The 21466-nt window shown below is 56.2% G+C and carries 19 protein-coding genes; 17 read left to right on the forward strand and 2 right to left on the reverse strand.

Translation table 11 applies throughout. The features are described 5' to 3' along the window. Nucleotides 1-134: 134 nt before the first annotated feature. The 8 genes from O2N63_RS03465 (at nt 135) to O2N63_RS03500 (ending at nt 9391) form a co-directional block, all read left to right on the forward strand. Nucleotides 135-1463 carry an NAD(P)-dependent oxidoreductase gene (locus O2N63_RS03465; protein ID WP_271052752.1) on the forward strand — a complete coding sequence of 443 codons (1329 nt, stop codon included), beginning with the start codon at nt 135-137 and terminating at the stop codon, nt 1461-1463. 3 nt (nt 1464-1466) lie between these two features. Then, entirely contained in the window at nt 1467-2804 is a 1338-nt protein-coding gene (gene preA, locus O2N63_RS03470; RefSeq protein ID WP_271052753.1) for an NAD-dependent dihydropyrimidine dehydrogenase subunit PreA, read from the forward strand. 276 nt (nt 2805-3080) lie between these two features. After that, complete coding sequence (locus tag O2N63_RS03475) at nt 3081-4331, forward strand: Zn-dependent hydrolase (protein ID WP_271052754.1); 1251 nt, start codon at nt 3081-3083, stop codon at nt 4329-4331. 75 nt (nt 4332-4406) lie between these two features. Continuing rightward, the gene (gene hydA, locus O2N63_RS03480; RefSeq protein ID WP_271052755.1) at nt 4407-5861 is read left to right on the forward strand and encodes a dihydropyrimidinase; all 1455 of its coding nucleotides are present in this window, start codon (nt 4407-4409) and stop codon (nt 5859-5861) included. A gap of 1 nt (nt 5862) precedes the next feature. Beyond that, a complete protein-coding gene (locus tag O2N63_RS03485) occupies nt 5863-6642 on the forward strand; it encodes an ABC transporter ATP-binding protein (protein WP_271052756.1) in 780 nt (259 codons plus the stop codon). Beyond that, on the forward strand, nt 6635-7528 hold the full coding sequence (locus O2N63_RS03490) for an ABC transporter permease (protein ID WP_271052827.1): 894 nt from the start codon (nt 6635-6637) through the stop codon (nt 7526-7528). The genes O2N63_RS03485 and O2N63_RS03490 overlap by 8 nt, the downstream gene beginning before the upstream one ends. Next, nucleotides 7525-8370: an ABC transporter permease gene (locus O2N63_RS03495; RefSeq protein ID WP_271052758.1), complete on the forward strand. Its 846-nt coding sequence runs from the start codon at nt 7525-7527 to the stop codon at nt 8368-8370. The genes O2N63_RS03490 and O2N63_RS03495 overlap by 4 nt, the downstream gene beginning before the upstream one ends. A gap of 49 nt (nt 8371-8419) precedes the next feature. Next, nucleotides 8420-9391 carry an ABC transporter substrate-binding protein gene (locus tag O2N63_RS03500; RefSeq protein ID WP_271052828.1) on the forward strand — a complete coding sequence of 324 codons (972 nt, stop codon included), beginning with the start codon at nt 8420-8422 and terminating at the stop codon, nt 9389-9391. Nucleotides 9392-9444: 53 nt separating this feature from the next. Here O2N63_RS03500 and O2N63_RS03505 read toward each other — a convergent pair whose 3' ends face one another. Further along, the gene (locus tag O2N63_RS03505; RefSeq protein WP_271052759.1) at nt 9445-10104 is read right to left on the reverse strand and encodes a GntR family transcriptional regulator; all 660 of its coding nucleotides are present in this window, start codon (nt 10102-10104) and stop codon (nt 9445-9447) included. Nucleotides 10105-10266: 162 nt separating this feature from the next. Between O2N63_RS03505 and O2N63_RS03510 the strand changes: the two genes are divergently transcribed. The 6 genes from O2N63_RS03510 to O2N63_RS03535 all read left to right on the forward strand — a co-directional run bounded on the left by O2N63_RS03510 (nt 10267) and on the right by O2N63_RS03535 (nt 16933). Next, nucleotides 10267-11223, forward strand: a complete 957-nt coding sequence (locus tag O2N63_RS03510; protein ID WP_271052761.1) for a dihydrodipicolinate synthase family protein — start codon at nt 10267-10269, stop codon at nt 11221-11223. Further along, a complete protein-coding gene (locus O2N63_RS03515; protein WP_271052763.1) occupies nt 11214-12140 on the forward strand; it encodes a 4-hydroxyproline epimerase in 927 nt (308 codons plus the stop codon). Before O2N63_RS03510 ends, O2N63_RS03515 begins: the two co-directional genes overlap by 10 nt. 21 nt (nt 12141-12161) lie before the next feature. Further along, on the forward strand, nt 12162-13592 hold the full coding sequence (locus tag O2N63_RS03520; RefSeq protein WP_271052764.1) for an aldehyde dehydrogenase family protein: 1431 nt from the start codon (nt 12162-12164) through the stop codon (nt 13590-13592). A gap of 24 nt (nt 13593-13616) precedes the next feature. After that, the gene (locus O2N63_RS03525) at nt 13617-14867 is read left to right on the forward strand and encodes an NAD(P)/FAD-dependent oxidoreductase (RefSeq protein WP_271052765.1); all 1251 of its coding nucleotides are present in this window, start codon (nt 13617-13619) and stop codon (nt 14865-14867) included. A gap of 10 nt (nt 14868-14877) precedes the next feature. Further along, entirely contained in the window at nt 14878-15903 is a 1026-nt protein-coding gene (locus O2N63_RS03530; RefSeq protein ID WP_271052766.1) for a trans-3-hydroxy-L-proline dehydratase, read from the forward strand. Between the two features lie 124 nt (nt 15904-16027). Continuing rightward, complete coding sequence (locus tag O2N63_RS03535; RefSeq protein WP_271052767.1) at nt 16028-16933, forward strand: hypothetical protein; 906 nt, start codon at nt 16028-16030, stop codon at nt 16931-16933. A 49-nt stretch (nt 16934-16982) separates the two neighbouring features. Here O2N63_RS03535 and O2N63_RS03540 read toward each other — a convergent pair whose 3' ends face one another. Further along, nucleotides 16983-17621 (reverse strand): GntR family transcriptional regulator, encoded by a 639-nt coding sequence (locus O2N63_RS03540; protein WP_271052768.1) that lies wholly within the window; start codon nt 17619-17621, stop codon nt 16983-16985. 274 nt (nt 17622-17895) lie between these two features. Here O2N63_RS03540 and O2N63_RS03545 point away from each other — a divergent pair, with 274 nt between their 5' ends. From O2N63_RS03545 to O2N63_RS03555, 3 genes are all read left to right on the forward strand, one after another. Continuing rightward, nucleotides 17896-19488 carry an ABC transporter substrate-binding protein gene (locus tag O2N63_RS03545; RefSeq protein ID WP_271052769.1) on the forward strand — a complete coding sequence of 531 codons (1593 nt, stop codon included), beginning with the start codon at nt 17896-17898 and terminating at the stop codon, nt 19486-19488. Between the two features lie 72 nt (nt 19489-19560). Next, nucleotides 19561-20568 carry an ABC transporter permease subunit gene (locus O2N63_RS03550; protein ID WP_271052770.1) on the forward strand — a complete coding sequence of 336 codons (1008 nt, stop codon included), beginning with the start codon at nt 19561-19563 and terminating at the stop codon, nt 20566-20568. Between the two features lie 3 nt (nt 20569-20571). Beyond that, nucleotides 20572-21465 carry an ABC transporter permease subunit gene (locus O2N63_RS03555; protein ID WP_271052771.1) on the forward strand — a complete coding sequence of 298 codons (894 nt, stop codon included), beginning with the start codon at nt 20572-20574 and terminating at the stop codon, nt 21463-21465. Nucleotide 21466 lies beyond the last annotated feature (1 nt).

Here is a 21466-nt window from a genome sequence, read left to right on the forward strand (position 1 = left end):
ATTTTTTATGCCTGTTTTTCAACAGGTCAGCCCTTTTTTCTGCATTGCGGCGGTTTTTTACTATTTGGTAAAAAAATAATTCGTGCCAAGCTGAAAAGAAAACAAGAGCAACCAGCAACCAAAGGGAGGCTCCCTTGTCCAATTCCCAGCACACGCCTGGAATTGTCCCCGGCCGACTGAATAGCGAAGCCTATAGCGACAATTTCTCGGATCTACATCCGCCTCTGGATGACCACGAAGCGCGGGTCGCCGCCGACCGGTGTTACTTCTGCCACGATGCGCCTTGCATGGAGGCATGCCCCACTTCAATCGACATTCCGCTGTTCATCCGCCAGATCGCTACGGGCACACCCGAGGCGGCGGCGATGACCATTTTTGAACAGAATATTCTGGGCGGAATGTGCGCTCGCGTCTGTCCGACAGAAACGCTCTGCGAAGAGGTTTGCGTGCGTGAAACCGCTGAGGGCAAGCCGGTTGTGATCGGCGAGTTGCAGCGCTACGCCACCGACAAACGCATGGATGCGCACCCGTACAAACGTGCAGCCTCTACCGGCAAAAAAGTGGCCGTTGTGGGCGCTGGTCCGGCGGGGCTTTCCTGTGCGCACCGTCTGGCCATGAAAGGCCATGACGTGGTGATCTATGACGCCCGCCCCAAGGCGGGTGGCCTGAACGAATTTGGTATTGCCAGCTATAAAAGCACCAATGACTTTGCGGCGCGCGAAGTGGAGTGGCTCCTGTCGATTGGGGGGATCGACCTCAAGCTCGGCAAGGCGCTTGGCAATGGGCTGAACCTCGAAACGCTCGCCGCAGATTTTGATGCCGTGTTCCTCGGCATGGGTTTGGCAGGCGTGAATGCACTTGGCTGTGATGGCGAAGAGAAAGACAATGTTCTGGACGCAGTGGATTTCATTTCCGAGCTGCGCCAGTCCACTGACCTATCCACGCTCCCTGTGGGCCGTCATGTGGTCGTCATCGGCGGCGGCATGACGGCAGTGGATGCCGCCGTGCAGGCCAAGCTTTTGGGCGCTGAAGATGTCGCGCTGGTCTATCGCCGCGGGCAGGATCGGATGAATGCTTCGCTGTTCGAACAGGATCTGGCGGCATCTAAAGGTGTTCGGATCATCACCCATGCTACACCCAAAGCGGTTCATGGTAATGGCGCTGTGCGCGAGATCGAATTTGCCTATACCAAAGACACTGCTGACGGCCTGAAAGAAACCGGCGAGACTTTCCGTCTCCCTGCCGATCAGGTGTTCAAAGCCATCGGCCAGACGCTGGGTGACGGGCAAGGTCTGTCGCTGGAAGGGCGCAAGATCAGGGTTTCGGACTCGGGGCGCACCTCGCGTGACGGCGTCTGGGCCGGCGGCGATTGCGCGAGCGGCGGGGACGACTTGACCGTGACCGCCGTGGCCGAGGGTCGCGATGCGGCTGAAGATATTCACAACACACTGATGGGAGGCTGAACCATGAAAGATCTGTACGGAGCAAACCTGCACAGCACATTCCTGGGCATCGAGAGCCCCAACCCGTTCTGGCTGGCATCCGCCCCGCCCACCGACAAAGAGGTCAACGTTCGCCGTGCCTTTGAGGCCGGTTGGGGTGGTGTTGTCTGGAAAACCCTTGGTGAAGCGGGCCCGCCCGTCGTGAACGTCTCTGGCCCCCGGTATGGTGCCATCTTCGGCGCGGATCGCCGCCTGTTGGGCCTGAACAACATCGAATTGATCACCGACCGTCCGCTTGAGGTGAACCTGGAAGAGATCGCCCGGGTGAAACGGGACTACCCGGATCGGGCAATGATTGTCTCGCTGATGGTGCCTTGTGAAGAAGAGCCATGGCGGAAGATCCTCAAAGAGGTCGAACTGACCGGCGCGGATGGGGTTGAGCTGAACTTTGGCTGTCCGCATGGGATGGCGGAACGCGGCATGGGGTCTGCTGTGGGTCAGGTGCCGGAATATATTGAGATGGTGACGGGCTGGGTGAAAAAACACTCTAACCTGCCCTGTATCGTAAAGCTGACGCCGAACATCACCAATATCCTTGGGCCAGCAGGCGCCGCCAAGGCAGGTGGGGCAGATGCGGTCAGCTTGATTAACACGATCAACTCGATCACTTCTGTCAATCTGGAGGAGATGAGCCCCGAACCGATGATTGATGGCATGGGCACCCATGGCGGCTATTGCGGCCCGGCGGTGAAGCCGATTGCCATGAACATGGTGGCCGAGATTGCCCGCAATCAGGAAACCGCTGGCCTGCCGATTTCGGCCATTGGTGGCGTGACCACCTGGCGTGATGCAGCCGAGTTCATGGCTCTGGGTGCCTCGAATGTACAGGTCTGCACCGCCGCCATGACCTATGGGTTCAAAGTGGTGCAGGAAATGGCCTCGGGTCTGTCACAATGGATGGCCGAAAAAGGTTACAACAGCACGGCGGATTTCGTCGGAATGGCGACGCCCAAGGTGACCGACTGGCAGCACCTGAACCTCGACTATGTGACCAAGGCTGAGATCAATCAGGACGATTGCATCAAATGCGGTCGTTGTTTTGCCGCTTGCGAGGATACCAGCCACCAAGCGATTGAGATGTCAGAAGACCGGGTCTTCACCGTCAAGGATGATGAATGCGTGGCCTGTAATCTCTGCGTCAATGTCTGTCCGGTTGAGGGCTGTATCACCATGCGCGAGCTTCCAGTTGGCGACGTGGATGAACGCACCGGGATGACCATTCCAGAAGACAAGCGGACTTGGTTGCAGCATCCCAATAATCCGTCAGCGGATCCCAATACCTGCATCATTCGTGGGCAGTGAGAGAATCAGTTTAAACTGATGGTTACAAAGCTTGACTGACTTCGACGCTGTGTTAGCGTCGAGGTTGACCAAACGGTAAAAAGTAACCGTGACAAGATATGCGCCGGCCCCCCGAACAGCCAGGGCAAGAGCGCAACAACAGGGAGACAAAGGGGCTATGCCTCGCGTCACGAGCCACCCTTGTTCAACGAGGGTCGGGGCCTGACCGCACGCATCTTCCCGTTGAGAATTTACCCACGCAGGCGCGCCTGCGTGGCTTCGACAGGAGAGACAGATATGGCCGCACCCGGCGAAAACATCAAAATCAATGGTGACAGGCTGTGGGACAGCCTGATGGAGATGGCCAAGATCGGTCCCGGTATCGCTGGCGGCAACAACCGCCAGACCCTGACCGATGAAGACGGTGAAGGCCGCGCCTTGTTCCAGAAATGGTGTGAAGCGGCGGGCATGACCATGGGCCTTGATACGATGGGCAACATGTTTGCCACGCGGGCAGGGGAAGACCCGGAGGCCTTGCCGGTTTATGTGGGGTCGCACCTCGACACGCAGCCGACCGGCGGGAAATATGACGGGGTGCTCGGCGTACTTGGTGGGTTGGAACTGATCCGCACCATGAACGATCTGGGCATAAAGACCAAACACCCCATTGTCGTCACCAACTGGACCAACGAAGAAGGCACCCGCTTTGCGCCTGCGATGCTCGCGTCAGGTGTGTTTGCGGGCAAGCACACGCAAGACTGGGCTTATGACCGCGAAGATGCCGAGGGTAAGAAGTTCGGCGATGAATTAAAGCGCATCGGTTGGGTTGGCGACGAAGAAGTCGGCGCGCGCAAGATGCACGCCATGTTCGAACTGCATATCGAACAGGGTCCGATCCTCGAAGCCGAGGGCAAGGACATCGGTGTTGTCACCCACGGTCAGGGCCTGAACTGGCTGGAAGTGACCATTGTGGGCAAGGAAAGCCACACCGGATCCACCCCCATGCCAATGCGCATCAACGCGGGCCGCGGCCTCGCTCTGATCACAGAACTGGTGCATGAGATTGCGATGAAGCACCAGCCCAACGCGGTTGGCGCGATTGGCCATATCGACGTCTACCCGAACTCGCGTAACATCATCCCCGGCAAGGTGGTCTGCACCGTCGATTTCCGCTCGCACCTGCAAGAGGTGATCGACGCGATGATCGCCGAGTTTGACGATCGCGCGCCGAAGCTCTGCACCGATATTGGCGTGGAAATGAGCTGGGAAATGGTCGGCACCTTCGATCCGCCTGCCTTTGACGAAACTTGTGTGAAGGCGGTGCGCAATGCGGCAGAGCGGCTGGGTTACAGCCATATGGATATCGTCTCGGGTGCGGGCCACGACGCCTGTTGGATCAACGAGATCTATCCCACCGCGATGATCATGTGCCCCTGCGTCGACGGGCTGAGCCACAATGAGGCGGAGGACATCAGCAAAGAGTGGGCCACCGCAGGTACTGACGTGCTGATGCATGCCGTACTGGAAACCGCCGAAATCGTAGAATGAGATATTGGTCGGGGCATTGCTCCGGCCTTTTGATGTCACCCCGTTTGACCGGGGCCAAAACACAGGGAGTGCACCATGAGCACCGTCATCAAGAATGGAACCATCGTCACCGCCGACCTGACCTATAAATCCGACGTCCTGATAGAGGGTGGAAAGATTGTTCAGATCGGGGAAAATCTTAAGGGCGACAAAGAACTGGACGCTACCGGCTGCTATGTCATGCCGGGCGGTATCGACCCGCATACCCATCTGGAAATGCCCTTCATGGGCACCTATTCCTCGGATGATTTCGAAAGCGGTACGCGGGCCGGGTTGGCGGGAGGCACCACGATGGTGGTGGATTTCGCGCTGCCCAATCAGGGCGAAAGCCTGCTTGATGCGCTCAAGCGCTGGGACAACAAATCGACCCGTGCCAATTGCGATTATTCCTTCCATATGGCCGTCACTTGGTGGGGCGAACAGGTCTGGGATGACATGGACGAGGTCGTGAACAAGCGCGGCATTAACACGTTCAAGCATTTCCTCGCCTACAAGGGCGCCCTCATGGTGAATGATGACGAGCTGTTCCACAGCTTCACCCGCTGCGCTGACCTTGGCGCCACGCCGATGGTGCATGCCGAAAACGGCGACGTGGTGGCGGAACTCTCGGCCCGTCTGCTGGCCGATGGCAACAATGGTCCCGAGGCCCATGCCTATTCGCGGCCTCCGCAGGTGGAAGGTGAAGCCACCAATCGCGCGATCATGATTGCGGATATGGCCGGTGCGCCGCTTTATGTGGTGCATACCTCTTGCGAGGACAGCCACGAAGCCATTCGCCGGGCGCGGATGCAAGGTAAACGCGTTTGGGGCGAACCGCTGATCCAGCATCTGACGCTGGATGAAAGTGAGTATTTCAACAAGGATTGGGATCATGCCGCGCGTCGTGTCATGTCGCCCCCCTTCCGCAATAAGCAGCACCAAGACAGTCTTTGGGCCGGTCTGTCGTCCGGCAGCCTAAGCGTCGTGGCCACCGACCATTGCGCCTTTACCACCGAGCAGAAGCGCTCTGGTGTGGGTGATTTCACCAAGATCCCGAACGGCACCGGCGGACTTGAGGACCGGATGCCGATGCTTTGGACCCATGGGGTGAACACCGGTCGGATCACCATGAACGAATTTGTCGCCGTGACCTCAACCAATGTGGCAAAGATCATGAATTGCTACCCTCAAAAGGGTGCGGTTCTGGTGGGGGCGGATGCTGACCTTGTGGTCTGGGATCCCGAGAAGGAAAAGACCATTGCAGCGGAAGGCCAGCAAAGCTCGATCGACTATAATGTCTTTGAAGGCAAGCATGTGAAAGGCCTGCCGCGGTTCACACTGACCCGCGGGCAGGTGGCCGTGCATGACGGTGAGATCCGCTGCGAGGAAGGCCATGGCAAATTTGTTGCCCGCGAACCCAACGCCACGGTGAACCGTGCGCTGACTCAATGGAAAGACCTGACCCAGCCGCGTCCGGTTGAACGCAGCGGCATTCCGGCGACTGGAGTGTGATGTGAGCGAAACCGTTATCGAAGCCAAGAATCTGGACCTGACCTTCCAGACCAATGACGGCCCGATCCATGCCTTGAAGGGTGTAGATCTGAATATCAACAAGGGGGACTTTGTCAGCTTCATCGGTCCGTCAGGCTGTGGCAAGACCACATTCCTGCGTGTCATTGCTGCGCTGGAACATCCCACCGGGGGCGAGATCACCGTAAACGGCATGTCGCCGGATGAGGCGCGCCGTAACCGCGCTTATGGCTATGTGTTCCAGGCGGCGGGGCTTTACCCGTGGCGCACCATTGGTGGCAATATCAAGCTGCCGCTGGAAATCATGGGCTATTCCAAAGCGGATCAGGCTGCGAAGGTTGAGAAGGTGTTGGAGCTGGTTGATCTGGCCGGGTTCGAGAAAAAGTTCCCGTGGCAGCTCTCTGGTGGGATGCAGCAACGGGCTTCGATTGCCCGGGCGTTGGCATTTGATGCAGACCTTCTTCTGATGGACGAACCATTTGGAGCGCTGGATGAGATTGTGCGCGATCACCTGAATGAACAGCTCTTGAAGCTCTGGGCGCGCACCGAAAAAACCATCGGGTTTGTGACCCATTCGATCCCCGAGGCGGTTTATCTGTCGACCAAGATCGTGGTGATGTCGCCCCGTCCGGGCCGGATCACCGACGTGATCGAAAGCACGTTGCCGAAAGAACGCCCACTCGATATCCGCGACACGCCGGAATTTCTGGATATTGCCCATCGCGTGCGTGAAGGGCTTCGTGCGGGGCATGCCTATGACTAGCTCGGGCCGTTTCGCATCTGTCCTGCCGATCTTGACCGTGGTCGCGGCCATTGTCGCGATCTGGTACTCGGCGGCAATTGGTATGAACGGCAAATGGGCACGCGATCAGGCGGCGCGCGCTGAGATCACGCTGAGCACATCTGAGCTGATTGCCGACACTTGGAGCCAGGAACGCCCGGTTTTGCCAGTGCCGCACCAAGTGCTGGGCGAGCTGTGGAAGACAACCGGAGAAATGGTGCTGAAAGGCCGCGCCTTTTCCAAGAGGTCGCTGATCTTCCACGGCTGGATCACGCTTTCGGCCACGCTACTTGGTTTCGTGTTCGGAACAGGGGCCGGGATCCTGCTGGCCGTTGGCATTGTACACAACAAGGCGATGGATATGAGCGTAATGCCCTGGGCAATTGCGTCGCAAACCATCCCCATTCTCGCGATTGCGCCGATGATCATTGTGGTGCTGAATTCGATCGGCATTCAGGGGCTTGTCCCAAAGGCAATCATCTCGGCCTATCTGTCCTTCTTTCCTGTGGTGGTTGGTATGGTGAAGGGGCTGCGGAGCCCGGATGCGATGCAGCTTGATCTGCTGAAAACCTACTCCGCCAGCGGATCAGAGACCTTTTGGAAGCTGCGGCTGCCATCTTCAATGCCATACCTCTTCACCGCGCTGAAAATCGGCATGGCCGCGTCTTTGGTTGGGGCCATTGTTGGTGAACTCCCAACAGGCGCAATCCGTGGCCTTGGGGCGCGGATGCTGACCGGGAGCTATTATGGTCAGACAATCCAGATCTGGTCTGCCCTGTTGGCCGCGGCTATTCTGGCGGCGAGCCTTGTTGGCATCATCAGCATGATCGAACGACGCATGCTCAAGCGGATGGGAGCAAAGACATGATCTGGATTCTCTTTGCCTTTGCCTTTTGGGGCTTCACCTGGTGGCTCAACGGCTGGATTGCCAATTCTTCGCACGCCGCAACACGCGGTGCCCGGCTTGCGGTGCCGATCATCTTTGGCATCACAGTTCTGGTGGTCTGGGAAGCGTTGGTACGTGGGCTGAACGTGCCGCCCGTTATCCTGCCTCCGCCCTCGGCCATTGCAGCCAAAGTGGCAACATCGCTCGACGTTCTGTGGATCGACTTTGTGCAGACCTTTATGAAAGGCGCGCTGACTGGATATCTGATGGGCTGTGGTGCAGCCTTTGTGATTGCCGTCCTGATTGACCGGTCACCTTTCCTGCAACGGGGTCTTCTGCCCGTGGGCAACTTTATCGCGGCCCTGCCCATCATTGGCACCGCGCCGATCCTGGTGATGTGGTTCGGCTTTGACTGGCACTCAAAGGCCGCCGTGGTTGTCGTCATGGTGTTCTTCCCGATGCTGGTGAATACGGTGCAGGGTCTGGCCGCGACCGACAGTATGCAGCGAGATTTGATGAAAACCTATTCCGCGAACTACTGGCAGACACTCTTGTCCTTACGCCTGCCCGCCGCAATGCCCGCGATCTTCAATGGGCTTAAGGTGGCGACTACACTGGCGCTGATCGGCGCCATTGTGGCGGAGTTCTTTGGCTCGCCTATCAAAGGCATGGGGTTTCGTATCTCGACCGAGGTGGGCCGATTGGGGCTGGATATGGTCTGGGCGGAAATCACCATTGCCGCCATTGCCGGATCGGCTTTCTACGGTATCGTGGCATTAATCGAAAAGGGGGTCACATTCTGGCACCCCTCACAAAGAGGCTGAACAAAAGACACAGCCAAAACACAACAGGGAGTTGGATATGATGAAATACATGAAAGGCGCGATTGCCGCGTTTGCATTGGGGTCTTCGGGCGCCATGGCGGCGGACGATTTGACGCTTCAACTGAAGTGGGTCACGCAGGCGCAGTTTGCCGGGTATTATGTGGCGCTGGAAAACGGGTATTATTCGGAAGAAGATCTGAATGTAACCATCAAGCCGGGTGGCCCGGATGTGGCCCCGGTTCAGGTGCTGATGGGTGGCGGTGCTGACGTGATGATCGACTGGATGCCATCGGCACTGGCTGCGCGCGAGCAAGGTGCCCCGGTGGTGAATATTGCCCAGCCGTTCAAATCATCCGGCATGATGCTGACCTGCCGCAAGGATACCGGCATCACCGCGCCCAGTGATTTCCCCGGTAAAACACTGGGCGTTTGGTTCTTTGGCAATGAATATCCATTCCTCAGCTGGATGTCCTCGTTGGGCATCGGAACCGAAGGTGGTGACGGCGTTACCGTGCTGAAGCAAGGTTTCAATGTGGACCCGATTTTACAAGGCCAGGCCGATTGTGTGTCGACCATGACCTATAACGAATACTGGCAGATCATTGACGCAGGTCTGACCGCCGACGATCTGGTGACCTTCAAATATGAAGATCAAGGCGTGGCGACGCTGGAAGACGGGCTTTATGTGCTGGAAGACAAGCTGTCGGATGATGGCTTCAAAGACCAGATGGCCCGCTTTGTTCGCGCCTCCATGAAAGGCTGGAAATGGGCAGAAGAGAACCCGGCGGATGCTGCCATGATCGTGCTGGAATATGACGAAACTGGCGCGCAGACCGAAAAGCACCAGGTGCGTATGATGGGTGAGATTGCCAAGCTGACCGCAGGGTCAAATGGTGCTCTGGACCCGGCTGATTACGAACGTACTGTGGCCACCCTGATGGGCGGTGGTTCAGACCCGGTGATCACCATGGCACCCAAGGGCGCCTATACGCTCGATATTACCGACATGGCGTTGAAATAAGTCTCTAAACCTTGTGTTAGAGCCATATGGCCGTCCCGTCCGGGGCGGCCATTTCACATCTTGCTGAGATGTTTCAAAAGGCTGTCCTTGGCACCCAGAATGTGCTGCTGCGTTAGCTCTGCGGCTAGATCCGCATCACCGCGCTCGCACGCTTCTTGAATATGCGCATGTTCGTCGTTCGCGCGTGCCATACCATCTGTCAGCACCAGTTGCGCCCGAAGGTAACGGTCGACCCGATCCAAAGCGCTTTCAATTGCCTCCAGATGAAAGCTCAGATCGGATGCGTTGTAGAGTGTGGCGTGAAATTTCCGGTTCAGGTTGCCCCAAGCCATCGGATCATCCGATTTGGCAAAAGCCTCCAGATACCCGCGCGCTTTGGCCAGTATCTCGGGCGTCATGCGTGGAACCGCCGTGCGGATCACATGCGGTTCCAGAAGCGAGCGATAGTCGAAGATCTCACCCGCTTCTTCCGCTGATAATCCTGACACAACCGCCCCTTTGTAGCGTTGCGATTTGACCAGGCCATGTTCTTCCAGACGAGAGATTGCCTCGCGGACGGGGATTCGGGATGTGTTGAACATCCGGGCAATCTCATCTTGTCGAAGTGGAGCGCCTTCTTCCAGATCACCCTCAATGATGGCTTTTTTCAGCGCATCAAAAATGATCGATGCCGCAGACGCGGTTTTCGAAATATCGACTGATTTTAACTGCATGATCCCTCTCTTCTGAGTGAAGCTATCAGGTTCTTTGGGTGGAATGAAAGGATTTTGAAAGAACTATATTGAATATTGGATCCAATTTTAGTAAAGCTGAATTAGGCGGGCTGATTGTGTGCCCCAATCCCTGTTCCAACAGGCCCAGATCAGGATACTGACATGTCGAATATCTTCACCGGGACCATCCCCGCTCTTATGACCCCGTGCACCGCTGATCGGAAACCAGACTATGATGCGCTGGTCAGAATGGGGAAGGAAATGATTGCGGCGGGTATGTCTGCCGTAGTCTATTGCGGATCAATGGGGGATTGGCCGCTTCTGACCGATGAAGAGCGGATGTTGGGTGTGCAGGCCCTGTGTGAAGCGGGTGTACCTGTGATCGTCGGTACCGGTGCAGTAAACACTAAAATAGCAGCGGCCCACGCGGCCCACGCACAGAAAGTTGGCGCCAAAGGCCTGATGGTTATTCCCCGTGTGCTGTCGCGTGGGCCATCCATAACCGCGCAGAAAGATCACTTCAAAGCGATCTTGTCAGCAGCTCCGAACCTGCCGGCTGTGATCTACAACTCTCCCTATTACGGCTTTGCCACCCGTGCGGATCTGTTCTTTGCCCTGCGAGAGGAGCATCCCAACCTGATAGGCTTCAAGGAGTTCGGTGGAGCGGAAGATCTGCGCTATGCCGCAGAAAATATCACGTCGAAAGACGACAGCGTCACTCTGATGATCGGTGTGGACACCACGGTCTATCATGGCTTCGTGAACTGCGGCGCTGAAGGGGCGATCACCGGTATTGGCAATGCCCTTCCAAAAGAGGTTCTGCAATTGGTGGCACTCAGTCAAAAAGCGGCTGCCGGGAATGCGGATGCCCGGGTGAAAGCCAAGGAGTTGGAAGAAGCGCTGGGCGTGCTTTCGTCCTTCGATGAAGGCCCCGATCTGGTGCTTTACTACAAGCACCTGATGGTGCTGAACGGTAATGCCGAATACACGCTGCATTTCAATGAGACCGATGTGCTGACCGATGCGCAACGCAACTACGTCGAAGCACAATACAACCTCTTCAAGATCTGGTACGCAGATTGGTCGCGCCAAGGCGGCGTGGTGGCTGAATGCGCGTAATCGACAGTCATACCGGCGGCGAACCCACCCGTGTGGTGGTCGACGGTGGGCCGGATCTTGGATCCGGCTCTCTGGCTGAGCGGGCGGCGCGGTTGTGGGAGGATCACCCCGATTTCTGCCCGTCTGTGATTTGTGAGCCTCGTGGTCATGACGCCATGGTCGGGGCGCTTTTGGTAGAACCCGATGATCCAAGCAGCACTGCCGGCGTCATATATTTCAACACAGTCGCCAATCTGGGCATGTGTGGCCACGCAACCATTGGTCTTGCTGTCACGCTTTATCACATGGGGCGTATTGGTCTTGGGCTGCACCGGTTCGAAACGCCTGTTGGCGTGGTCGAAGCAGAGCTGCTTACACCCAACCGCGTGCGCGTCGTGAATGTTGAGAGCTATCGCTTTTTGGCCAATGTGTCGGTTGAGGTAGAGGGGCTGGGCACCGTCACAGGCGACGTGGCCTATGGGGGGAATTGGTTTTTCCTCACTGATTCAGTGCCTATTCCACTCGAATTTGACCGGATGATGGATCTCACAGTTGCGTCAGTCGCCATTCGCGACGCATTGGTGCGCGATGGCATTACGGGTGAGAACCATGCCTATATCGATCATGTTGAACTGATCGGGCCTGCTCATGGCAAGGCCAATGGGCGCAATTTTGTGCTTTGCCCTGGCGGAGCCTATGATCGCTCGCCCTGTGGGACAGGATGTTCCGCTAAGCTGGCCTGCCTTGCAGAGGATGGAAAACTTAATCCGGGTGAGGTCTGGGAGCAGGAAAGCATCATCGACAGCACCTATGAATGTTCTTTCCAGCCCGGCGAACGAGGTGTGGTCCCCACCGTGATCGGAGAGGCATTTGTAACTTCGGAAGCAATACTCATCTTTGCCGGAACAGATCCTTATCGGACTGGCATCAGATTCTAATACAACGAAATAGAGACTAATATGGACTTCAAGAATTATATCGCGGGCCAGTGGGACGTAACGACAGATGGCGTTGAAAACATCAATCCGTCAGATATTTCGGACATCGTTGGTGTGGCGGCAAAAGGTGGCGCGGACGATATCGACTGCGCGATTGCGGCGGCGCATCAAGCGGCTCCAACCTGGGCTGCCTCAACCCCGCAGCAGCGTTTTGATGCGCTGGACTTCATTGGAAGCGAGATCCTTGCCCGCAAGGAAGAGCTGGGTCACCTCCTGAGCCGTGAAGAAGGAAAGACCTTGCCGGAGGGCATTGGAGAAGCGGCGCGCGCGGGGCAGATCTTCAAGTTCTTCGCTGGCGAATGCCTTCGCCAGACCGGAGATCATTTAGCATCTGTTCGTCCGGGTATCGATGTTGACGTAACCCGTTCTCCTGTTGGGGTGGTTGGTTTGATCACGCCTTGGAACTTCCCAATCGCGATCCCTGCATGGAAGATTGCGCCCGCGTTGGCTTACGGCAATGCGGTGATCCTGAAGCCGGCGGAACTGGTGCCGGGCTGCGCTTGGGCGCTTGTTGAAATCATCAGCCGTTCGGGCCTGCCCGAAGGCGTGGTTAACCTCGTGATGGGACGTGGGTCGGAGATTGGTCCGAAGCTTGTGGATGATGCGCGTGTCAATGCAATCTCGTTCACCGGATCTGTGCCAACGGGGCGGGGGATCGCCGCCGCTTGTGGGGCCAATCTGAAAAAAGTCCAGCTTGAGATGGGTGGCAAGAACCCGATGGTGGTTCTGGATGACGCTGATCTGGACGTAGCGGTGGATGCGTGCCTGAACGGTGCCTTTTTCTCGACCGGGCAACGCTGTACCGCCTCGTCCCGCCTGATCGTGACCGAAGGGATCCATGATCGTTTTGTGGGAGCGCTCGCAGAAGCCGCAGCGAACTTGAAAGTAGGTCATGCCCTTGAAGCGGGGGTTCAGATGGGGCCGGTTGTGGATGAACGGCAGCTCGCTCAGGATCTCCAATATGTCTCTATTGCAGCGCAAGAAGGTGGAAATGTGCTGGGAGGTGAACGCGTCTCACGCGAAACAGACGGTTTCTTCATGACCCCGGCATTGATCACCGAGACGACCAACGACATGCGCATTAACCGTGAAGAAGTGTTCGGCCCGGTGGCCAGCGTCATCCGTGTGAAAAACTATGAAGAAGCGCTTTCGGTTGCCAATGATACCGAGTTTGGCCTGTCTTCTGGGATCTGCACTCAGTCGCTCAAATATGCCACGCACTTCAAGGCAAATGCACAGGCCGGGATGGTGATGGTGAACCTGCCAACTGCCGGTGTCGATTATCACGTACCATTTGGCGGAACCAAAGGGTCGAGCTTTGGTTCGCGAGAGCAGGGTGCCTATGCGGCTGAGTTCTATACGAGCGTGAAAACTGCCTATACCCTGCCCTGATAAAGACAAACCCAGGAGGTCCTGATGACGCAACCCAACACCCATGATGTCCTCGTCATCGGGGCCGGTATCGTTGGTATTTCAACCGCGCTTGCATTGCAGTCGCAAGGGCGACGCGTGACGGTTTGGGACAGGAAAGGTGTGGCGCAGGAGGCTTCAAAAGGAAATGCAGGCGCATTTGCCTTTGCCGAGGTCGAACCCCTTGCCGCACCCGGGATCATGATGAAAGCGCCAAAATGGTTGCTGGATCCCCTCGGACCTTTATCCGTGCCACCTCGCTATGCGTTGAAGATTGCGCCATGGATGCTCCGCTTTTGGCGCGCGTCGTGGCGAGATCGATATGATGCGGCGGTTCAGGCGCAGGTCAATCTGATGAACCACTGCGAGGCAGCATTCGAGCGGCAATTGGCCCAGGATGGTGATCCCTCCCATATTCGTCGTGAGGGTCAACTGAGTGTCTATCAGGGCGATACTCAATTTCGCTCAGCATTGCCTGCGCTTAAACGTCGTCAGGATCTCGGGATAGAGGTCACGCTTCTGGAAGGGGCAGGTGCGATTGCTGAGATCCAGCCGGGATTATCTGCTGATTTCACCCGTGGTGCTTTCACGCCCGGTTGGTTCAATGCCAATGACCCGGCTTTATGGGCCGAACATCTTGCACATCGTTTCGTCGAAAAGGGTGGAGTGGTTGAGATAAAATCAGTCTCTAATTTGAAGAATAGAGACGCATATATTGAGCTTGAAGGAGATTTTGGCGCCACCTCAGCATCCCATGTCGTGATTTGCGCTGGGGCGTGGTCGCATCACCTTTCCGCAGCACTTGGTGATAAACTGCCTTTGGAAACCGAACGTGGATACAACACCACATTGCCCACACAATCCGTTGATTTGCGCACCCATGTAACTTTTGGGGCGCATGGATTTGTAATGTCAAAGATCGGCGATGGCATTCGTGTGGGTGGCGCGGTTGAACTGGGCGGGTTGGACTTGCCACCAAATTATAAGCGCTCAGAAATCCTGCTGAAAAAGGCAAAGGCCTTTTTCCCTGACTTAGAGACGAATAATGGAACGCAATGGATGGGGTTCCGCCCATCCATGCCGGACAGCCTGCCGGTGATTGGATCTTCTCCCAAAGCCCGACGCGTGACCTATGCGTTCGGGCACGGGCATCTTGGGTTAACGCAATCTGCGGGTACGGCGGAGCTTGTCGCCAGTTTGGTTCAGGGAGAGGCGCCTGCGATTGATTTGTCCCCGTATCGCCCCTCGCGGTTTTAGGAGAACAGCCATGCGGTCATCGAAAACCATTCATGTTGTGTCGTGCCACGCAGAAGGTGAAGTGGGGGATGTGATTGTCGGAGGCGTTGCGCCTCCGCCCGGGGATACAGTCTGGGATCAACGCACCTGGATTGCCGAAGATGACACGCTGCGCCGCTTTATGCTTAACGAACCGAGGGGAGGCGTATTCCGCCATGTGAACCTTTTGGTGCCGCCAAAACACCCTGATGCCGATGCCGCCTGGATCATCATGGAGCCGGAAGACACCCCTCCAATGTCCGGATCAAATTCGATCTGTGTTTCTACGGTGCTTCTGGACAGTGGCATCTTGCCGATGCAGGAACCGGAAACGCATCTGACACTTGAGGCCCCCGGCGGGTTGGTCCGCGTTCGTGCGGAATGCAAGGACGGAAAGGCCGAACGGATTTACGTGCAGAATGTGGCAAGCTTTGCCGACAAGCTCGATGTGATGATCGAAGTTTCCGGTGTCGGGACATTGCGTGTTGATACGGCATTTGGTGGTGACAGTTTCGTCATTGTTGAAGCCGAGGATCTTGGGTTTTCAATTTCCCCGGATGAGGCAGCAGATCTGGCGCGCATCGGGGCAAAGATCACGGATGCGGCAAATGAGCAACTTGGCTTCAGCCACCCTGTCACCGACTGGAACCATATCTCATTCTGTCAGATCACTGGCCCGCTAACACGCGAAGGAAATGTTTTGACGGGGAAGAATACGGTTTCCATCAAACCCGGCAAACTTGACCGCTCTCCGACCGGAACAGGCGCTTCAGCAAGAATGGCGGTTATGCTTGCCAAAGAACAGATGGCATTGACGGACCACTATCACGCAAGGTCGGTGATCGACAGCGAGTTCCGATGTCGGATCGTCGAGAAGGTAGAGTTGAACGGTCGCCCTGCGATCACCCCTGAAATCTCGGGGCGCGCGTGGATCACCGGCACGCATCAACACATGCTGGACCCATCAGATCCGTGGCCCGGAGGGTATCGCCTGTCCGACACTTGGGGCGCAAGCTGAAACCTGCCTGCTGTCTGGCAAGAATTCGCCCGAGTTACCCTCTTCGCCCAATACGCCTCAATTTTGCCCAACAAACGTGCGATTCAATCAAAGTTGTGTCTTAAAACAGAAGGGCAAGAAAGAAATGCGATCAGTCAGCACAGCCGTTGGAGCGGTTATTTTATCGGCAGTTGGCCTTATGGGGCCGGAACTGGTTTCAAATGGTATGACCGGATTGGGCATGGAAAGCGGCGCAGCCTATGCAAAAGGCGGCAAAGACCGAGATGGAAAAGATCGTGGCGGCAAGGATCGTGGTGGGAAAGGTTCCAAACCATCGGGTAAGACGACCTCGACAGGGGGAAAACCTACTTGGGTCGGTGGTGGCAAGCCCACGACCAAACACACCAAGGCGGCTCCGCAATCTTCTCCAAAACCGCAATCTGCACCCACTGTTGAAAAGCCCAAGAACCTAAATGCGGAACTGAAGGGTCTGAATTCGCTTAAGCGAAATATCAACGGAGTGATGAACAGTTCGGATCCGAAGATGACCGGTTTCCAAGAGTACATTCAGGCCAGCGCGGATCTTAAAGAGTTGGAAGCGCAAATCGAGACGGATGAGAAAAAGTTGGCAGAGCTTAAGGCGCTGGCAGAGAAGGATGAACCCAAACCCGAAGATTTCACGAAAAGTGATGGTTCTCTGGACGACGATGCATATCAAACAGCCAAGCAGGAATGGCAGGATGCTCAGGATGACGTTACCGATCTCGAAAAGAAGATCGAAGATGCCAATGCGGAATTGAAAGATCTTGAGGACGCCACGAGCGAGGATGCTCTGGAGCAGGCTATTGTCGATGGCATGAACGCGACCGGGAACGAGACAACTACCGCTGAAGATCTTTCTCCCGAAGTTGTGGAGTGGGTCGAAGAGCAAATGGGTGTCGGAGAGGACGAAGGCTTGATCGATGACTATATCGCTCAGCAAGAAGAAGAGGCCGCAGCAGCAGCAGCAGCGGCTGAAGCCGAAGCAACTCCCACAGAAGAGCCCGTCTGATTGCGTCTTATGAGAATAGATAAGCCCCGGCCATAATGGTCCGGGGCTTTTAGTCTTTTAGGGCTTGGGCGTGAATCGCCACGACCCCCATCAAGGTTTCCATGGACTGATATGCGCGCAGATCATCGCGCGCGAGCACTGCATCCATCACTGTTATATGTGCCTGTCCAAGGCGCTCCATGCTGTCACGAGAAAAATAGCGATACCAAAACCGGCGGGAATGCGTTTGTAAAGGCGCAAGGATATTGGTGAGATAGATGTTTTCTGCGGCTGCCATTACGGCAACGTCAAACCCTTTGTCTGCCTTGAGGTAAAGCTTGGCGTCCTGCGCAGGTAAACTGTCCAGCATCATTTGACGGTATGTCTTCACATCCTCAAGCAAGTTTGGAGTGATGAAGCGGGCAGCAGCGCGGGCTAGTCGCGGCTCGAGCACTTGCCTTAATTCAACAACTTTTGCGCAATCTTCAGCTCGAATTTCTGAAATCTTGAACCCGGCGCGAGGGCGCACTTCGATCAGCCCCTCCCAGGACAGGCGCTGCATTGCTTCGCGGACAGGGGTGCGTCCCAATCCGATCATCTCGATCAGCTTTCTCTCTGAGATCAAGGATCCTGGTTCCAGTGCGAGGGTCACGATCTTTTCTTCAATCGCGAGATAGGCCTGATTGGCGAGGTTCAGGTTTTGGGACATTGGCGAGAATCCAGATCGAAAGGAGTATTGGCGCGTCACTAATATATTAGTCTCGCGGAAATTTTAAGTGGCACCTGCATCGTAAGGTGAATCACCTTTCAAGACATTTTTACCAATAGATCAAAATGCGTCGCAATTGCAGCAATAATATTGCGTAAACATATGTAAATCAGCAAATATTTTAGTGATATATCAGTGTTGATTTGCTGGAAACTGCACCGTAAGCTGCCCCCATTCCGCGCCGCTTGGCGCGTAGACCTATTGGGAGGAACTCATGAAAAAACAATTCAAGCTGGCCGGCATTGCAGCGGCCGCAATGATGACTGCGTCGACAGCCATGGCGGCTGGCACGCTGGTCTATTGCTCGGAAGGCTCGCCGGAAGGATTTGACGCTGCGCTTTACACGTCAGGCACCACCTTTGATGCTTCGTCAAAAGCGATTTATAGCCGCTTGACCGAGTTCGAAACCGGCACGACCAATATCATCCCCGGCCTGGCTGAAAGCTGGTCCGTATCGGATGATGGCCTGGAGTACACCTTCAATCTGCGTCCCGGCGTGAAGTTCCACTCCACCGAGTACTTCACTCCATCGCGCGACATGAATGCAGATGACGTGATCTTTACCTTCGAGCGTCAAGGGAACGAAGCCAACCCGTATAACCAAGTGTCAGGCGGCACCTGGGAATACTACAACGGCATGTCGATGCCGTCGCTGATCAAAGAGATCGTTAAAGTCGACGACATGACGGTGAAATTTGTTCTGAACCGTCCAGAAGCACCGATGGTTTCGAACCTCGCCATGGATTTTGCTTCGGTTGTTTCGAAAGAATATGCTGACGCCATGCTTGCTGCAGGCACCCCTGAGAATGTGAACCAGCAACCGATCGGCACTGGCCCGTTCCAATTCGTTGGCTATCAGAAAGACGCCGTTGTGCGTTACGCTGCTAACCCAAGCTTCTTCCGCGGTAAGGCCGATGTGGACAACCTGATCTTTGCGATCACCCCGGATGCTGCTGTGCGTTATCAAAAGCTGAAAGCTGGTGAATGTCACGTGATGCCGTATCCAAACCCGGCTGATGTTGATGCGATGCGTGCTGACGCTGACATCAACCTGACCGAACAGGAAGGCCTGAACGTGGGCTACCTGGCCTACAACTCGATGGTTGCCCCGTTTGACAAGCCGGAAGTGCGTAAAGCGCTGAACATGGCGATCAACAAGCAAGCCATCATCGATGTTGTGTTCCAAGGCGCCGGTAAAATCGCCAAGAACCCGATCCCGCCGACCATCTGGTCCTACAACGATGCCATCGTTGATGATCCGTATGATCCGGTGAAATCGAAAGAGATGCTCGCAGCTGCTGGCGTGAGTGATCTGTCGATGAAGATCTGGGCCATGCCGGTTCAGCGTCCCTACAACCCGAACGCCCGCCGTATGGCTGAGCTGATCCAAGAGGACTTCGGCAAAGTTGGCGTTCAGGCTGAAGTCGTGTCCTACGAATGGGGTGAATACCTGTCGCGTTCGAAAGACAAGGATCGTGACGGTGCCGTGCTGCTGGGTTGGACCGGTGACAACGGTGACCCCGACAACTTCCTGGCCGTTCTTCTCGGCTGTGACGGTGTTGGCGGTTCGAACCGTGCGCAATGGTGCAACGACGAGTTCCAAGCTCTGATCGTGGAAGCCAAGCAAGAATCGGATCCAGCCAAGCGGACCGCGCTGTATGAGCAAGCTCAGGTCGTGTTCAAAGAGCAGGCACCTTGGGCCACCATTGCCCACTCGATCGTGCACATGCCTCTGCGTAACGAGGTCAAAGGCTATAAGATCGACCCGCTGGGCGGTCACATCTTCTACGGCGTAAGCGTAGAATAAGTAGCGTTTTCAACGCAATAAGGGCCGGGTGTTTTATGCGCCCGGCCCAGCCAGTTCAAGCGAGCCACAAATATGCTGTCCTTTCTGCTGCGCAGGCTTCTGACTTTCGTGCCAACCTTTTTTGGTGTGACGGTCGTCTCCTTCCTCTTCATCCGACTTCTTCCCGGCGACCCGATCCTGCTATTGGCAGGGGAACGTGGTGTTGGCGAAGAACGATATGCCGAACTCATTAAGCAATTCGGGTTCGATCAACCGATCTGGAAACAGTATCTCGACTATCTCTGGGGCGTGATGCAGGGGGATCTTGGAAACTCTTTCGTAACCAAGAAACCGGTTGTGACCGAGTTTTTTGCCCTTTTCCCAGCTACGCTGGAGTTGTCGATCTGCGCAATTATCCTCGCGATCGTTGTTGGTATTCCGGCAGGTGTTATTGCCGCTGTTAACCGTGGCAAGTTCTTTGATCAGGCACTGATGACGGGTGCTCTGATCGGGTACTCTATGCCGATCTTCTGGTGGGCGCTTCTGCTGATCATCGTGTTTTCATCCGGGTTGGGATGGACGCCAGTGTCGGGCCGCATCTCATTCCTCTATTTCTTTGATGAGGCGACTGGCTTCATGCTGATCGACAGCTTGCTGTCAGGTCAGAAGGGGGCCTTTGCTTCCGCTGTCAGCCACCTGATCCTGCCAACAATCGTGTTGGCAACGATCCCGCTTGCGGTGATCGCCCGTCAGACCCGCTCGGCCATGCTCGAAGTGTTGGGCGAAGATTATGTGCGCACCGCAAAAGCCAAGGGCCTGTCGCCTCTGCGCGTCAACGGTCAGCACGCGCTGCGCAACGCCTTGATCCCGGTTGTCACCGTGATCGGCCTTTTGGTCGGTACGCTTTTGGCCGGGGCGATCCTGACCGAAACGATCTTTTCCTGGCCGGGCATCGGCAAGTGGATGGTCGATAGTATCTTCCGCCGCGACTATCAGGTGGTGCAGGGCGGGCTTCTGCTGATCGCGTCCATCATCATGATCGTGAACCTGACCGTGGATCTGCTCTACGGCTGGATCAACCCGAAAATCAGAAAGGGCTGAGTGATGAGTGAAGCCACCGCCAACCTTCCCCAGCCACCCAGCCCGCTGCGTGAGTTCTGGAGTTACTTCCGCGAAAACCGAGGCGCCGTGATTGGCATGTATGTCTTCATGGTGTTTTTCATCGTCGCACTCATTGCGCCACTGATCGCGCCATACACGCCGCATGAACAATTCCGCGACCACCTGCTGCAACCGCCGTTCTGGCAGGAAGGAGGCTCGACCGAGTTCCTTCTCGGCACCGATCCTCTGGGCCGTGACATGCTCTCACGTCTTTTGCACGGCGCGCGGTTTTCGTTCTTTATCGGTGTGATCGTGGTGTCGATTGCGTCCTTTTTCGGTGTGATCATCGGAGTAATCTCGGGCTTTGCGCCAAAATGGATGGACACGCTGATCATGCGTCTGATGGACATCATCCTGTCTTTCCCGTCGCTCCTGCTGGCACTGGTGCTGGTGGCGATCCTCGGGCCGTCCCTGATTAACGCGATGATCGCTATTGCACTGGTGCTTCAGCCGCATTTTGTGCGTCTGACCCGTGCTGCTGTGATCTCGGAGCGCACCAAAGACTACGTGACCGCGGCCAAAGTGGCCGGGGCAGGGCGCCTGCGCACCATGTTTGTGACCGTGCTGCCCAACTGCCTTGCGCCCATTATCGTTCAGGCCGCTTTGTCATTTTCGACTGCGATTCTGGATGCAGCTGCGCTGGGCTTTCTCGGCATGGGGGCACAGCCGCCCACACCGGAATGGGGCACCATGCTGGCCGAAGCGCGCGAGTTCATTCTGCGCGCCTGGTGGGTCGTGACCCTGCCCGGTATCTGCATCCTTGTGTCCGTATTGGCCATCAACCTGATGGGCGACGGGCTGCGCGATGCACTTGATCCCAAGTTGAAACGGAGCTGAC

Origin of the sequence: Aliiroseovarius salicola, from assembly GCF_027891095.1 — a bacterium.
In the GTDB taxonomy this organism is placed as follows: domain Bacteria; phylum Pseudomonadota; class Alphaproteobacteria; order Rhodobacterales; family Rhodobacteraceae; genus Aliiroseovarius; species Aliiroseovarius salicola.